17 protein-coding genes are annotated in these 15651 nt (G+C 56.2%); 13 read left to right on the top strand and 4 right to left on the bottom strand.

Annotation, left to right across the window (positions count from 1 at the left end; genetic code table 11):
- The first annotated feature begins 28 nt into the window (after positions 1-28).
- From H1S06_RS03825 to H1S06_RS03805, 5 genes are all read left to right on the top strand, one after another.
- Entirely contained in the window at positions 29-961 is a 933-nt protein-coding gene (locus tag H1S06_RS03825; RefSeq protein ID WP_181737415.1) for an ABC transporter ATP-binding protein, read from the top strand.
- Positions 958-1731 carry an ABC transporter permease gene (locus tag H1S06_RS03820; protein ID WP_181737413.1) on the top strand — a complete coding sequence of 258 codons (774 nt, stop codon included), beginning with the start codon at positions 958-960 and terminating at the stop codon, positions 1729-1731. The genes H1S06_RS03825 and H1S06_RS03820 overlap by 4 nt, the downstream gene beginning before the upstream one ends.
- Complete coding sequence (gene queF, locus H1S06_RS03815) at positions 1728-2552, top strand: NADPH-dependent 7-cyano-7-deazaguanine reductase QueF (RefSeq protein ID WP_181737411.1); 825 nt, start codon at positions 1728-1730, stop codon at positions 2550-2552. Before H1S06_RS03820 ends, queF begins: the two co-directional genes overlap by 4 nt.
- Before the next feature lie 17 nt (positions 2553-2569).
- On the top strand, positions 2570-3127 hold the full coding sequence (locus H1S06_RS03810) for an NAD(P)H nitroreductase (RefSeq protein ID WP_181737409.1): 558 nt from the start codon (positions 2570-2572) through the stop codon (positions 3125-3127).
- Between the two features lie 81 nt (positions 3128-3208).
- The gene (locus tag H1S06_RS03805; RefSeq protein WP_181737407.1) at positions 3209-3658 is read left to right on the top strand and encodes a YiiD C-terminal domain-containing protein; all 450 of its coding nucleotides are present in this window, start codon (positions 3209-3211) and stop codon (positions 3656-3658) included.
- Positions 3659-3673: 15 nt separating this feature from the next.
- Here H1S06_RS03805 and H1S06_RS03800 read toward each other — a convergent pair whose 3' ends face one another.
- The 4 genes from H1S06_RS03800 to H1S06_RS03785 form a co-directional block, all read right to left on the bottom strand.
- Positions 3674-5371, bottom strand: a complete 1698-nt coding sequence (locus H1S06_RS03800; protein WP_181737405.1) for an ABC transporter permease — start codon at positions 5369-5371, stop codon at positions 3674-3676.
- A gap of 78 nt (positions 5372-5449) precedes the next feature.
- Positions 5450-6475 carry a Fe(3+) ABC transporter substrate-binding protein gene (locus tag H1S06_RS03795; RefSeq protein WP_181737403.1) on the bottom strand — a complete coding sequence of 342 codons (1026 nt, stop codon included), beginning with the start codon at positions 6473-6475 and terminating at the stop codon, positions 5450-5452.
- Between the two features lie 203 nt (positions 6476-6678).
- Positions 6679-7398: a 16S rRNA (uracil(1498)-N(3))-methyltransferase gene (locus H1S06_RS03790; protein WP_181737401.1), complete on the bottom strand. Its 720-nt coding sequence runs from the start codon at positions 7396-7398 to the stop codon at positions 6679-6681.
- A gap of 73 nt (positions 7399-7471) precedes the next feature.
- Positions 7472-9184, bottom strand: coding sequence for a sigma-54-dependent Fis family transcriptional regulator (locus H1S06_RS03785; protein ID WP_181737398.1), 1713 nt, complete (start codon positions 9182-9184; stop codon positions 7472-7474).
- A gap of 383 nt (positions 9185-9567) precedes the next feature.
- On the opposite strand from H1S06_RS03785, the gene H1S06_RS03780 reads away from it, so the two are divergent.
- From H1S06_RS03780 to H1S06_RS03745, 8 genes are all read left to right on the top strand, one after another.
- A complete protein-coding gene (locus H1S06_RS03780; protein WP_181737396.1) occupies positions 9568-9879 on the top strand; it encodes a phenol hydroxylase subunit in 312 nt (103 codons plus the stop codon).
- Between the two features lie 27 nt (positions 9880-9906).
- Positions 9907-10890, top strand: a complete 984-nt coding sequence (locus H1S06_RS03775; RefSeq protein ID WP_181737394.1) for an aromatic/alkene monooxygenase hydroxylase subunit beta — start codon at positions 9907-9909, stop codon at positions 10888-10890.
- Positions 10891-10905: 15 nt separating this feature from the next.
- Positions 10906-11175, top strand: coding sequence for an MmoB/DmpM family protein (locus tag H1S06_RS03770; protein WP_181737392.1), 270 nt, complete (start codon positions 10906-10908; stop codon positions 11173-11175).
- A 16-nt stretch (positions 11176-11191) separates the two neighbouring features.
- Positions 11192-12694: an aromatic/alkene/methane monooxygenase hydroxylase/oxygenase subunit alpha gene (locus H1S06_RS03765; RefSeq protein WP_181737390.1), complete on the top strand. Its 1503-nt coding sequence runs from the start codon at positions 11192-11194 to the stop codon at positions 12692-12694.
- Positions 12695-12855: 161 nt separating this feature from the next.
- A complete protein-coding gene (locus H1S06_RS03760; RefSeq protein ID WP_181737388.1) occupies positions 12856-13218 on the top strand; it encodes a phenol hydroxylase subunit P4 in 363 nt (120 codons plus the stop codon).
- Between the two features lie 10 nt (positions 13219-13228).
- Positions 13229-14290: an NADH:ubiquinone reductase (Na(+)-transporting) subunit F gene (locus H1S06_RS03755; protein ID WP_181737386.1), complete on the top strand. Its 1062-nt coding sequence runs from the start codon at positions 13229-13231 to the stop codon at positions 14288-14290.
- Between the two features lie 133 nt (positions 14291-14423).
- Entirely contained in the window at positions 14424-14789 is a 366-nt protein-coding gene (locus tag H1S06_RS03750) for a 2Fe-2S iron-sulfur cluster-binding protein (protein ID WP_181737384.1), read from the top strand.
- A 20-nt stretch (positions 14790-14809) separates the two neighbouring features.
- A partial coding sequence (locus H1S06_RS03745) for a catechol 2,3-dioxygenase (protein WP_181737382.1) occupies positions 14810-15651 on the top strand: 842 nt, incomplete at its 3' end.

Here is a 15651-nt window from a genome sequence, read left to right as displayed (position 1 = left end):
TTTTCCACTACAGGCTCAAAGGCAGGACATGACGACAGCTTTATCGATACAAGACCTGCGCAAGGTCTATGGCAATGGCTTCGAGGCCCTGAAGGGGATCTCGCTTGATGTGCAGCAGGGCGACTTTTTTGCGTTGCTGGGACCCAACGGGGCCGGCAAGTCTACCACGCTGGGGATTGTCTCCTCTCTGGTCAACAAAAGTTCGGGCAAGGTGAGCGTATTTGGTTACGATATCGATACGCAGCTGGCTCAGGCCAAGCAGTGTCTGGGAGTGGTGCCTCAGGAGTTCAATTTCAATCCGTTTGAGAAAGTGCTGGATATCGTGGTGACCCAGGCTGGCTACTACGGTATTGGTCGCAAGCAGGCTACGGAGCGTGCCGAGCACTATCTGCGCAAGCTGGGGCTGTGGGACAAGCGCAATGAGCGTGCCCGCATGTTGTCGGGGGGGATGAAGCGTCGCTTGATGATCGCCCGAGCGCTGGTGCATGAGCCGAAGTTGTTGATTCTGGATGAGCCCACGGCGGGCGTTGATATCGAGCTGCGCCGCTCCATGTGGGACTTTCTGACGGAAATCAATGCGGCAGGAACGACCATCATTCTGACCACGCATTACTTGGAAGAGGCGGAAAGCCTGTGCCGCAACATTGCCATTATTGACCATGGCACCATTATCCAGAACACCAGTATCAAGGCCTTGCTGCAGCAGCTGGATACCGAGACCTTTATTCTCGACTTGAATGGGGGCTTTAAGGAGCTGCCCAGTCTGGAGGGCTATGTCATACGTGCGCGGGATGCCAATACACTGGAAGTGGATGTGCCAAAAGCGGCCGGCTTGAATGCGCTGTTTCAGCATCTGGCGGCGGAAGGGCTGGATGTGAGCAGTATGCGCAACAAGGCCAACCGTTTGGAAGAGTTGTTTGTGTCCCTGGTGGACAAGAATCTGAAACAGGAGAGTGCATGAACACCCGGTTGCTCTGGACCGCTTTTGTCACCATTGTCGTCAAGGAAATTCGCCGCTTTACCCGTATATGGGTACAGACGCTGTTGCCCCCGGCGATCACCATGACGCTCTATTTTATTATTTTTGGCAACCTGATCGGCTCCCGTATCGGCGAGATGGGCGGTTTCGACTATATGGAGTATATCGTGCCGGGGCTGATCATGATGTCGGTGATTACCAACTCCTACGGTAACGTTGTCTCGTCCTTTTTCGGCACCAAGTTTCAGCGCAATATCGAGGAGCTGCTGGTGTCGCCCGTGCCGAACTGGGTGATTCTGTCCGGTTACGTGATCGGCGGGGCCGCTCGTGGCCTGGGCGTCGGCTTTATTGTTACGCTGTTGTCGCTGTTCTTTACGGATCTGCAGATCCATCACCTGCTGATCACCATTACGGTGGCGCTGCTGACGGCGATCCTGTTCTCGCTGGGCGGCTTTATCAATGCGGTGTACGCCAGGACTTTCGATGATATTGCCATTGTGCCCACGTTCATCCTGACGCCGCTGACCTATCTGGGTGGGGTGTTTTACAGCATCCAGCTGCTGCCGGACTTTTGGCAGGGTGTTTCCCAGTTGAATCCTATACTGTATATGGTTAACAGCTTCCGTTACGGCATCTTGGGCGTGAGCGATATCAATATCGGTTTTGCCTTTGCCATGATCGTCGGCTTTATCGTGCTGCTGGGCGGCTATGCTCTGCATCTGTTGAACACCGGCAAGGGGATTCGTGAATGAGCGAGCATGAGCAGGTCAAGGCATCGCCGCTGGGGCAGGAAACGCTCTATGCAAACCGCTATGATGCCTCGCTGTTATATCCGATTGCGCGGGACCTGAGCTGGGAAGCCAAAGGGGTCAAGCGGGCCACTCTGCCGTTTCGGGGGCTGGATATCTGGAATGCCTATGAAGTGTCCTGGCTGGATCAGGGAGGGAAGCCGATTGTACGGATGGCCGAATTCCGTATCCCGGCCGTTTCGCCCAATATTGTCGAGTCCAAGTCGTTCAAGCTGTACCTGAACTCCTTCAATCTGAGCCGCTTTGACAGCGAGGCTCAGGTCAAGGAGCGGATGCAGCAGGATTTGTCAGACGTGGCAGGTGCGCCTGTCGAGGTGTTGCTGACGCCGCTGACCGCACCCGTCGAGGTGATGCAGCTCAAGGGGCTGTGTCTGGATGAACTGCCGCTGCAGGTCGAGCATTATACCCCGGCCCCGGAGTTGCTTGTGACGAATGGCGCCGTGCAGGAGGAGACGCTGGTCAGTCATCTGCTCAAGTCCAACTGCCCGGTGACGGGGCAGCCGGACTGGGCCAGTGTGCAGATCCGCTATCGCGGCGCGCAGATTGATCACAAGGGGCTGCTGGCCTATCTGATCTCCTATCGTGAGCATGGTGATTTCCATGAGCAGTGTGTCGAAAACATTTTCATGGATATCTGGCAGCGCTGCCGACCGCAGAAATTGAGTGTGTATGCGCGTTACGTACGTCGTGGCGGGCTGGATATCAACCCCTACCGCTCCAGTATTAATGATGAGCCGCAGAACGTGCGCCTCTCGCGCCAGTAACCCAAGAGGATGGACCAATGGAAGCTCTTGACGCCTTGATTAACCGTGTCTCCTGTCCGCGCCTGGAAGGGCCGGCACCGACGGCCGAGCAGGTCGAAAACATGCTGAAAGCGGCGTTGCGCGCACCGGATCATGGGGCCTTGCGCCCCTGGCGTTTCATCATCACCGAAGGTGAAGGGCGCGAAAAGCTGGGGCGGCTTTATGCGGAGGCTGCACGCCAGGATGATCCTGAGCTGGCGGAGGCCCGTTATGAAAAGTACTGTAATATGCCCTTGCGTGCACCGATGGTCATTACGGTTGTGGCGGTGACGCAAGAGCACCCGAAGGTGCCGGTCAGCGAGCAGCTGATTTCAGCGGGCTGTGCAGCGCATGCGATTATACAGGCGGCCCATGCCCAGGGTGTGGGAGCCATGTGGCGTACCGGCGAGATGGCCTACCATCCGAGCGTTGAGCAGGGGTTGGGGCTGGTTGAAGGTGAGGGTATCGTGGGGTATATCTACCTGGGGCATCCCTGCCGCAAGCGTGAAGCGCCGCAGCTGGTGGTTGATGATTTTGTTACCCGCTGGGAAGGATAAGGGGCGAGGCTTCGGTCGTCGCGGCCTTGTCGGCCCAAGGTGACACTCCCATTCGGGAATCCAACGGAGGTTAGACTTCAGATGACAATCAGCACGGTCGATTTTCTGGCTTGGTTAAAAACTCAGATTCCATTGCTGGAGCACTTGGGGATTGAACAGCTGAACTGGGACGGTCTGTCGCTGGAGATTCCGACGCCGCTGGCACCCAATGTCAATGACAAGGGGACCGGGTTTGGCGGCTCGCAGGCGGCCATTGCCACAGTGGCGGGCTGGTGTCTGACGACGCTTTGCCTGCGGGAGCGGGGTCTGGACTGTGATGTGGTCATTGCTGACAGCCATCTGCGTTATCTCAAGCCTGTTACCGGTGATTTTGTGACACGGGTGTCCTTGTATGCCGGTACCGATGCGGATGCTCTGGCAGCTCGTGTTGGCGAGCGAGGCAAGGGCAAGCTGGAGCTTGTGGTCGAGGTGCTGTGCGAGCGGCAGGTATGCATGCGTCTGGAGGGGGTGTACGTCGCCATCCGGCGCTGATGCGCCGGGGCGTGTTTATTCGCCCTGGCGTGTCGAAGTAATGGTGCGGCTCAGCAGAATAACCGGCACGATGCCGACCAGTACTATCAGCAGTGCCGCCAGTGCACTGGTCTCCAGCATTTCGTCAGACGCATACTGATACACGTAAGTCGCCAGTGTATCGTAGTTGAACGGTCGCAGAATCAGAGTGGCCGGCAGTTCCTTCATGGCATCCACGAATACCACCAGCAGAGCCGTCATCAGGCCGCCTCGAATCAGCGGCAGGTGCACCCGGCGCAGGGTCTGCAGCGGGTTCAGTCCCAGTGAGCGCGAGGCCATGTCCATGCTGGGTGTGACCTTGGCCAGGGAGGCTTCAACGCTGCCGGAGGAGACGGCGAGAAAGCGTACGCAGTAGGCAAACACGATCGCAAAAGGCGTACCGCTGAGCAGCAGGCCTGTGCCGAAGCCGAAATTTTGCCGCATGAAGGCATCGATGCTGTTGTCGAAAGCGGCCAGGGGGATTACAACACCAATTGCCAGTACGGCTCCGGGCAGTGCGTAGCCGAGACTGCTGAGGCGTGTTGCCAGTATCAGCGCCTTGAAGCCGGGGTAGAGACGTTTGCTGTAGGCCAGGATAATGGCTATGACTACAGTCAGCAGTGCGGCCAGTGCCGACAGGGTAAAGCTGTGGCTGGCATGGGCCAGGAAATCCGCTTCGGTGAACTGTTCCAGTCGCGGCAGGGCATAGGTGCTCAGCACCAGGAATGGAACAATAAAGCCCAGTATTACCGGCAGGGCGCAAGCCAGTGTGGCGAGCCCGGATTTGAGTGGTGACAGGGTGTAGCGGTCAATGGTGCGGAAGCGGTCGCCACTGGTAAATTGCTGCTGGCGCGAGCGTGCAATCCGCTCCAGGCTGATCAGCAGGATGACAAAAACCATCATCAGAGTGGCGATCTGGGCGGCAGCACCCAGGTTGCCCATATTCAACCAGGCGTCATAGATACCGGCGGACAGGCTTTTGACGGCAAAATAGTCCACGGTGCCGAAATCATTCAGGGTTTCCATGGATACCAGGGACAGGCCTACGGCGATGGCGGGTCGTGCAATCGGCAATGAAATCCGATAAAAGCTTTGCAGGGGTGAGCAGCCAAAGATGCGACTGGCATCGCGAATGCTCATCGATTGCTCCAGAAAGCTGGCGCGGGACAGCAGGTAAACGTATGGGTAGAGCACCAGAGTCAGCATGCTGATGGCGCCGCCCAGGCTGCGAATCTCCGGGAACCAGTATTCGCGTGCGGTTTGCCAGCCGAACAGGTCACGCAGGAAGCCCTGCACGGGGCCGGCGTATTCGAGCAGGTCTGTATACAGATAGGCGATCAGGTAGGCCGGCATGGCGAACGGCAGCAGCAGTGCCCATTCAAACAGGCGCCGCCCCGGGAAGTTGCACATGGTGACCAGCCAGGCCGTGCCAACGCCCATTATGACCGACAGGGCGCCAACGCCTGCCAGCAGCAGCAGTGTGGTTTGGATGTATACCGGCAGAATGGTGTCGACCAGGTGTGGCCAGATATTCTCGGTCGGAAACAGGGCCAGCCAGAAAACGGCCAGCACCGGCAACATCACCAGCAGGGCACTGCTCCAGGCGACCGTATACCAGCCCGGCATGAAACGACGGGGCTTGCGGGTGTCGACGAGCGGTGTTGCCGTAGTGGCAGCGGCGGTGATATTGGTCATGATTCGGTAAGACGCACAAAAACGGTAGCCGGAAAGACTACCGTTTCAGCGTCAAAGTGTCGATTCTTCAATGATAAATCAGTTATCGAAGCCGACTTTGTCGACCAGACGGGAGGCCTCGGCGCGGTGTTTGACCACATCACCCAGGTTGATATCGTCGGCCTTGAACTCGCCCATGTGTTCTTTCAGCAGGCTTGACCACTCGATCCCCGGGCGAACCGGGAACTCGTAGTTAACCTCGGCATACATTTTCTGTGCCTTTTCGCTGGTCAGAAACTCGATCAGCTTGATGGCGGCGTCCGGGTGTGGAGCGTGCTTGGCCAATGCCGCGCCGGAAATGCTCATGTGGGCGCCACGGTCATCCTGATTCGGGAAGACCAGATTGACGGACTTGGCCCATTTGATCTGTTCGGGTTCTTTGTCGTTGGTCAGCATTTTGCCGTAGTAATAGCTGTTGCCCAGTGCCAGATCGCACTGACCTTCCATGACAGCCTTGACCTGAGAGCGGTCATTACCCTGCGGGCGGCGAGCCAGGTTGTCCTTGACGGCTGTCAGCCACTGTTCGGCCTCCTCGACACTGTGGTGCTCAATCATGGAGCCGATCAGTGACAGGTTGTAGGAGTGCTTGCCGCTGCGAGTACAGATGCGGTCTTTCCATTTCGGATCGGCCAGCTCTTCATAGCTTTTGATTTCGCCCGGCTGTACACGCTCCTTGGAGGCGTAGATGATGCGCGAGCGGGCTGTCAGGCCTACCCATTTGTCTTCCTTGGAGCGGTAGTGATCCGGTACGTTGGCATCGATGAGATCGCTCTGGATCGGTGCAACCAGGTCGCGTTCGACGGCATCATGCAGAGGGCCGACATCGGACGTCAGAATAACGTCGGCGGGAGAGTTGGCACCTTCATGCTCCAGGCGCTCAAGCAGGCCTTGCTTGGAGAAAATCACGTTGGCCTTGATACCGGTTTCTTCAGTGAAGGCTTCCAGCAGCGGCTTGATCAGGAACTCCTGACGGTAGGAGTAGATGTTCACTTCATCAGCGGCCTGAGCGACACCGCCCAGAGTTGAAAGAGCCAAGCCGGCCAGTAATGCTTTTTTCGCGGTCATCGGTATCTCCATTGCATCAGGGCAGAAGCGCCCGGAGTCGAAGCGGATAAGAACTTAATGCGAATTGTTATCAGTTTGTGTTCCCATGTCAATGGTATTGAGTATGATTCTTGTTTTATGATCGTCAAAAGTGGCCTTGCAGTGTTCCAGATCAACACTGTGCTTTGGCCTCAGACCCGGAGACAGGATGAAATTCGCCTCGCTCAAAACGTCAATGGAAACAGGCGTGACAGCAGAACCGGTACGGCCGTTTCCACTCTGAGGATGCGAGGGCCGAGATGAATGGTGTTCAACCCGGCTTCACGCAGTTTTTCGACCTCGTACGGGATAAATCCACCTTCGGGACCAATGGCCAGAGTGGTGGGTCTGTCCTGGGCGGCAGGGCAAGGAGCGGCCTGGTAAGGATGAGCCACCAGAGCGCGAGTATTCCGTGCCAGGGCGGGCAGTTCGTCTTCGACAAAGGGCTTGAAGCGCTTGCGCAGATGAATACGGGGCAGGCGGGTGTCGCCGGCCTGTTCCAGCCCCAGCAACAGGTGCTCCCGAATTTTATCGGGGCGCAGCAGAGGGGTCGACCAGTAGCTTTTGTCGACGCGGTAGGAATTGATCAGCCACAGGTCTTTAACGCCCAGTGTGGCTGCGGTTTCCAGCGTACGCTTAAGCATTTTGGGGCGTGGCAATGCCATGATCAGCTGCAGGGGCAGCGGTGTTGGCGGTGCTCGGTCAAAACGGACTGACAGGGTAAGCGAGTGTTCACCTATTGTCTCGACGGTACCTTCGCCCAACAGGCCGTTCAGTACACCCACTCTGAAGGTTTCGCCTGCCTGTGCCTGGTGGATGCTGCGCATGTGCTGATGGCGGCGTCCGCTGATTTGAACGCGGTGGGGGGTGATAAAGTCGGACGTGTAGAGCAGGATCAGGTTCACGAGGGCTACCGGGCAAGATAAAGCGCCGATCATAGCATCCCTGCCGGATGGGCGCAGTGTGCGGGCGAGGTATTCAGGCCAGTTCCAGCTTCTTCAGGCGATAGGCCAGTTGGGGACGGGTCATGCCCAGCAGGCGGGCGGCTTGTGACACATTCTGGGCGGAGCGCTCCATGGCGCTGCGAATAAGCTGCTCCTCCAGTTGTTCCAGACTGAACTCTTCCTTGAGCAGGTGATCGCACAGTTCAGTCTGAGACAGCGGTGTTGCGGAATCCTGTGCGATCTGCCGGGCCAGCACACCCTGCTGGTTGATGCTGTTGAGCGGGTGAGAGGGCTCCGACAGAGACGGAAAAAACGCATCCAGGTCGATGGTATGGCTATTGTCGGTCAGAATCACTCCCCGTTCGATCATGTTTTCCAGCTCGCGGATATTGCCGGGCCACTTGTAGTGCATCAGGGCTTGCATCGCCTTGTCCGATACTCCCTGCGTGTGCTTGTTGTACAGCGTGTGGTATTTCTTCAGGAAATGATTAATCAGCAGGGGGATATCTTCGATACGCTCTCTGAGCGGAGGAATATGCACCGGATATACGTTGAGGCGATAGAAGAGGTCGGCCCGAAACTTGCCATCGCTGACGGCCTGTTCCAGGTCTTCGTTGGCGGCCGCGACAATGCGGATATCAATCTGGCGGGTACGGACATCTCCTACACGCTCGACCTCACCTTCCTGCAGTACGCGCAGCAGACTGGCCTGGGCGCGGGGGGAAAGCTCGACCACCTCATCCAGAAATATTGTGCCCTGGTTGGCCCGTTCGAATTTTCCTTCACGGGATTGGGTGGCGCCTGTAAAGGCACCTTTTTCGACGCCGAACAGTTCGGCTTCAATCAGATCGGGCGGTATACAGGCGCAGTTGACGGCAACAAAGGGCTTGTCGGCACGGTCCGAGCTCAAGTGCAGGCCTCGGGCTACAATTTCCTTGCCGACACCGGTTTCGCCTTGTAACAGAACGGTTACCCGGCTGCTGGAGGCGCGCCGAATAAGCTGGCATACATTCTTGAAAGCGCTGGACTGCCCAACCGAGTTGAAGAGCAGATCCTCGCTTTGGTCGCTGTTGCGGAAATTGTCGCGCAGCTCGCTGATTTCGCTTTGCAGGCTGAACAGCTCATCCGCTATGGGGTCGGGGAGCAGGTAGCGTTCAAGCTGAGCCTGATCTTCCCACTCCTCTACCGGCCTGCCCACAATGTGGCAGTGTTCGTGTCCCATGCCGGCGCAGGATGTTTCCTTGAACAGGATGTTCCGTCCCATGAAATAGGTTGTGTAACCACTGGCATAACCGATCAATGTCCAGCAGACGGGCTCGCTGGAAGGCCCTGAATCCTGGAGGTGTGAGTCGGCCTCATAAGAGTCGAACCAGTCAAATTCAGCATGGAAAATGCCGGTATCGACATCCAAATCAAGTGAAATGGGTTTGACGTTCACCATCCCCTTGATGCAATGCAGCTGTGGGCCGACAAAGAAGGCGTCTTTTGTTGACATATCCGGTCGGATCTTTCTGACCAGCTCGGCATCCTTCCACCCGGAATGATAGCCAAAGCGCATTAAAAAACCCTTGGCGCGTTCAACGCCCAGGGTTTCAACCAGTTCCTTGCGCAGCAGACCCATGGCGCTGGAGTGAATCAGCAGCATACGTTGTTCGTTGAGCCAAACCTTTCCCTGGTCGCTCTCAAAACAGATCTGGGACAGCAAATCACGGCTGCCCGGAAATTCGAGTGATTGCATGTTAGCCATAGTTGTTTTTATACCGGCTGTTGGCGATGTGTGGGTTGTATCGAGTGACAGGTTTGTTTTTATTGTTGAGGTATTTGCTCTGCGATGGGAAGGGTAAAAAAGCCCTTATCAGACTAAAGTCTAAGCTCATTTCTCCCGCTTGAAAACACCTTGAAACTGATCATTTGATCAATCATGGATGGATGATTTGATCATTTAATCACTTCTTGGTGTCTTCTTGTTGCTATTTTGGAATAGTCTTTTCCTTTTATTGATGTTTTTGTTTTTCATTTTAAATCAAAGCCTTATGTTTGATTTTTTGCGGATAAGCCCGTTTCATCATTACTTTGGCACGTCCTTTGCTAAATCTCAGGGTGAGATGCGTTGATGAGCAGAGGATAACAATGACAAGACTCGCACTGCACAACAGCAACACTGATCTGCCGCCTCGGCAGAACTTTGATCGCTTGATGAAATACATTCGGGTTCGCAGCGAACCGGATGCCCGCTTCGTCGAATTCGATTTTGCCATTGGTGATCCCTCCCTGTTTGTCGAGCTGGTGATGCCTCAAGGTGCCTTTGCAGCCTTTTGTGCCGCCAATGATGTGGTGTCCATGACGGAAGCGCAGATGCGTGACGTTGATGCCGACATGGAAAAGTGGCGTTACGGCGATGAAACGCTGATGGCGCACAACCACAACCGAGCTTCCGAATAACAACAACTGCAGCCTGGGAAGAGTTTCATGAGCATTGAGATCAAGACCGCCACGCTGGAACCGGTCCGCAATACCTACGCCAACGTGGAGCGTCGTTTTGGGGATAAACCGGCGACGCGCTATCAGGAGGCCACTTATGACCTCCAGTCAGAAGCCAATTTTCACTATCGTCCGTTGTGGCAGCCGGATCTGGAACTGAACGATCCACGGCGTACGGCGATCGTGATGCAGGACTGGTACGCCTTCAAGGATCCGCGCCAGTTTTACTACGGTGCCTATGTACAGCAGCGCGCCAAGATGCAGGAAGTGGCCGAGAGCAATTATGCCTTCTTCGAGAAGCGTGACCTGGCGCGTTTCATAAGTGATGAAGTGCGTGCCGATATCATCCGTTATCTGGTGCCGCTGCGCCATGTGGAGCATACCGCCAACCTGAACAACATGTACGGCACGGCTTACGGCTTTGGCACTGCCATTACGCAGGCGTTGCTGTTCAACGGTATGGACCGTTTGGGTATGGCGCAGTACCTGTCGCGTATTGGCTTGATTCTGGATGGTAACAGCGGTGATGCGCTGGTTGACGCCAAGCAGCAGTGGATGGAGGCGGATATCTGGCAGGGGCTGCGAGCCTTGTGTGAAGAGACGCTGGTCACCGAAGACTGGTTTGAAGTCATGGTGGCGCAGAACCTGGTGCTGGATGCACTGCTGACGGATCTGGTCTACCGCCAGTTCGATAACAAGCTGAATGAACAGGGTGCTCAGGATATTGGCATGCTGACCGAATTCATGCAGCTGTGGAACAAGGATACCTCGCGCTGGATGGATGCTGTCCTGAAAACGGCGGTTGCCGAGTCGGACGAAAACCGGGCATTGCTGGCGCAATGGATCGAAACCTGGCGAGGCAAGGCAGCGGAGGCCCTGGCGCCTTTGGCTGAAGCGATGTTGGGTGCAGAGGCGCTGGCAGAGGCGCTGGAGCTGCTGGACAAGCGAATCGCCAAGGCCGGTATCAAATAAGGGAGGATCGGACAGATGTCTAAAGTGTATATCGCGCTGCAGGATAATGATGAATCCCGCTACATCGTTGAAGCCATCGAGGATGACAATGCTGAGGCAACGGTCATTCACATGCCTGCCATGATTCGTATCGAAGCGGAGAATTTCCTGACGGTAAGGCGTGAAACCGTCGAGGAAAAAATGGGCCGGGACTGGGATGTGCAGGAGCTGCACATCAACCTGATTACCCTCGGTGGCAATGTTGATGAAGACGATGAGCAGCTGACGCTGACTTGGAACGAATAACAATAAGGTGAACGCAATGGCAGCCAAGAAACTCAACATCAAAGACAAATACCGCCTGCTGACCCGTGATCTGGATTGGGAATTCTCCTACCAGGATCACAAGAAGGCCTTCCCGTTCGAGGAATTCGAGGGGATCAAGATTACCGACTGGTCGAAATGGGAAGACCCGTTCCGACTGACCATGGACGCCTATTGGAAATATCAGGCCGAAAAGGAGCGCAAGCTATATGCGATTTTTGATGCCTTTGCGCAGAATAATGGCCAGCTGAATATTTCGGACCCGCGTTATGTCAATGCGTTGAAAGTGTTCCTGACCGGTGTTTCTCCACTGGAATATCAGGCGTTCCAGGGCTTTGCTCATACCGGTCGCCAGTTTGGCGGTGTCGGAGCCCGTGTTGCCTGCCAGATGCAGTCGATCGATGAGCTGCGTCACGTGCAGACACAGGTTCATGCCATGAGCCACTACAACAAGTTTTTCGATGGCCTGCAGGACTGGTCACACATGCATGACCGCGTCTGGTACCTGTCCGTGCCCAAGTCGTTCTTCAACGATGCACGTGCAGCCGGTCCGTTCGAATTCATGGTGGCGATCGGTTTCAGCTTCGAATACGTGCTGACCAACCTGCTGTTTGTGCCGTTTATGTCCGGTGCCGCCTACAACGGCGACATGGCCACGGTAACGTTCGGTTTTTCGGCTCAGTCCGACGAGGCGCGTCACATGACGCTGGGTCTGGAAGTGATCAAGTTTCTGCTCGAACAGCACGAAGACAACGTGCCGATTGTTCAGAAATGGATCGACAAGTGGTTCTGGCGCGGCACCCGTCTGCTCACCATCGTGTCCATGATGATGGACTACATGTTGCCCAACAAGGTGATGAGCTGGAAGGAAGCCTGGGAAGTCTACTTCGAAGAAGCCGGTGGTGCGCTGTTCAAGGATTTGGCGCGTTATGGCATCCGCATGCCGAAACATGCCGATCTGATCGCGAAGGAAAAAGAGCACGTGTCGCACCAGGCCTGGTGGATTTTCTACACCCACGGCCATGCTGCCGGTTTCCACACCTGGATTCCGACCGATGAAGAGCTGGATTGGCTGAGTGAGAAATACCCGGACACCTTCGACAAGTATTACCGCCCGCGCTGGGAGTTGGCGAAGGAAATGGAAGCGAAAGGTGAGCGCTTCTATACCAAGGCGCTGCCGCAGCTGTGCACTACCTGCCAGATCCCGATGGGCTTCACCGAGATGGATAACCCGACCCAGATCAGCTATCGCGAATCTATTTACAAGGATGAGCGTTATCACTTCTGCTCGGATGGCTGTAAGGAAATCTTTGACGAAGAGCCGGAGAAGTACGTGCAGTCCTGGCTGCCGGTTCACCAGATTTTCCAGGGCAATTGCGGTGGCCCGGATGTCGAGGATGTGTTGCGCGACTACTACCGCATGAATGTGGGGGCCGACAACCTGGATATCAAAGGCTCGCCGGATGAAGAGCGGTGGAAAAAATGGAAGGGCGTGGCCTGACAGGCAACTGAGAAGCCGGTTGTGTTGGCTGTGTCTTGTTGAAAATTGGCAAAAGTCGGTCCTTTGCAAAACCTGAGCTCGCCGACTTTTGCCGGGCACGGCCAGCCTCGCCAACGCTTCTCGGGCACCTGTGTATCGAGAACAAGCTGAGGATAAAAATAATGCCAGTACAAGCCATTACGCCGGACTATGTCGGCGACATTAAAGACCGTTTTGAAAACTTTCATGGCAACCAGGTGGTGTATGTGGGGTGGGATCATCATCTGATGTTCTGTGCCGCCTTTGCCTATCCGCTGCCGCCGGAAACGCCGTTTCGGAGCTTGTTGGAAACGGTGATGCCGGAAGGCTTTTCACTGCATCCTGAGTGGGAACAGATCGACTGGAATACGGCGACCTGGTTGCTGAATGGCGAGCCTTTTGTCCCCCAGCCGGATGTGGCGCTGAAGGATCAGGGAATCGGCCACAAGTCGCTGTTGCGCTTCCAGACGCCCGAACTGAAGGGCTACCAGAACGCAGGCGTCTGAGGAGAGCGTTATGAGCTACGAAGTGACCGTAGAACCGACCGGTGATGTGATTGAAGTGGAAGAGGGACAAACCATCCTGGATGCCGCTCTACGCCAAGGTGTCTGGCTGCCGTTTGCCTGTGGGCACGGCACCTGTGCTACCTGCAAGGTGCAGGTGCTGGAAGGCGAGGCAGACCTGGGCAATGCTTCCACGTTTGCGCTGATGGACATGGAGCGAGATGAAGGCAAGGTGCTGGTGTGTTGCGCCATGCCGGAATCCGACATGGTTATTGAAGCCGACATCGATGTAGATCCCGACTTTCAGGGACATCCCGTGCGCGATTTTGTCGGGCGTGTAACCGAAATCGTTGACCTGTCGCCGACCATCAAGGGCATCACGCTGGCGCTGGATGACAGCATGGCGTTTCAGGCCGGGCAATATGTCAATCTGACAATTCCCGGTGTTGAAGGCACACGCGCCTTTTCGATTGCCAATACGCCCGGGGACAGTGACCGGCTGGAACTGCACGTGCGGAAGGTACCGGGTGGCGCGGGAACGACCTGGCTGCATGAGCAGCTGAAGGAAGGTGACAGCCTTGACGTGTCCGGTCCCTACGGTCAGTTCTTCGTACGCAAGTCCGATGACAGGGGCACGATCTTTATTGCCGGCGGGTCGGGGCTGTCCAGCCCTCAGTCCATGATTCTCGACCTGCTGAGTGAAGGGGATACGCGCCCGATTTACCTGTTTCAGGGCGCGCGCAATGTGGCTGAGCTGTACAACCGTGACGTGTTCGAAGCCCTGGCCGCCGAGCACGACAACTTTCATTACATCCCGGCCTTGAACGAGCCTCGGGAGGACGAGAACTGGCACGGTTTCAAGGGCTTTGTACATGAAGCGGCGGTGCAGCATTTTGACAACCGGTTCAATGGTCACAAGGCCTATTTGTGTGGTCCGCCACCCATGATTGATGCTGCGATTACCGCCCTGATGCAGGGCCGTCTGTTCGAACAGGATATTCATATGGAAAAGTTCTTGACGGCGGCGGACGGTACGGATGATCAGCCTCGGTCTGCTCTGTTCAAGCGGATCTGATTCCGGGCGACAGCCGGGTTCGGCCCCGCTTTCGGGATCCTATCTTTCCACTGTGTCGGTCGTCCGCTTTTGCGGTAACAGTTTGATCAGAACGGAAAGCCGGCCCGAAAGCGGGCGGAACAGAGGTCGAACGATGAATAACAATAACCAGACATGCCTCGAAACAGAGGCATCGACAGACCATCAGGTTGCACTGAATGAAGCGGACTGTGGATTCAGTGCGCGCTCGGATATCAGTGTGCTGGTCGCCATGGAGCGAGCCGGTCGACAACTGATACCGGTGGGGTGCCGAGGCGGCGGGTGTGGCAAGTGTCGCATCCGTATTCTGCGGGGAGAGTACTTCAGTAAGCGCATGAGCCGTGCCTGGATTTCTCCCGAGCAGGAGCGTGAAGGCCAGGTGCTGGCCTGCCGGGTATTCGCCCGCAGTGATCTGTTGATTGAACCCGATCCACCAGAAATCGGTACCCATGGCACGGCTGTGGGTCAATCTGACCAATAGAAGAATAAAAGGTAATCATCATGAAAAAAGGTGTAATGCGCCCCGGACATGTACAAATTCGTGTGCTGGATCTGGAAGAAGCGGTTAACCATTATGTCGAGCTGATGGGGCTGATCGAAACGGATCGCGACGAGCAGGGCCGTGTCTACCTGAAGGGCTGGACCGAAGTGGACAAGTTCTCGGTGGTGCTGCGAGAAGCCGATGAAGCCGGCATGGATTTCATGAGCTTCAAGTGCCTGAACGAGGAGGTGGTTGATCGCCTGAACCGGGAGTTGCTGGCGTTCGGCTGTGGCGTTGAAGAGATCCCGGCCGAGGAACTCAAGGGCTGTGGTCGCCGAATCCGCTTTCAGGCACCGACCGGGCATTACTTTGAACTCTTTGCCAACAAGGAACAGACCGGTCGTTACGGCGTCGGCAATCACAACCCGGAAGCCTGGCCCCGTGATCTCAAGGGCATGAAGGCGCAGCGGTTTGACCACTGCCTGCTGTACGGCCCGGAGCTGGACCAGACCCTGGACCTGTTCCGTGAGGTGCTGGGCTTTGACCTGTGCGAACAGATCATGACGCCGGACGGCAAGCGAGTGGCACAGTTCCTGACTACCAGCATGAAGGCGCATGACATCGCCTTTATCGATCACCCTGAGCCGGGCAAGTTTCACCATGCCTCGTTCTTCCTTGAAACCTGGGAAGATGTGCTGCGTGCCGGTGACTTGATCTCCATGACCGATACCTCCATCGATATCGGGCCGACCCGCCACGGCATTACCCATGGCCAGACGATCTACTTCTTTGATCCGTCCGGCAACCGCAACGAGGTGTTCTGCGGCGGAGACTACTTCTACCCGGACCACGCGCCGATCAC

This window comes from Marinobacterium marinum, assembly GCF_013868415.1.
In the GTDB taxonomy this organism is placed as follows: Bacteria; Pseudomonadota; Gammaproteobacteria; order Pseudomonadales; family Balneatricaceae; genus Marinobacterium; species Marinobacterium marinum.
This window is presented reverse-complemented; position numbering and strand designations above follow the sequence as displayed.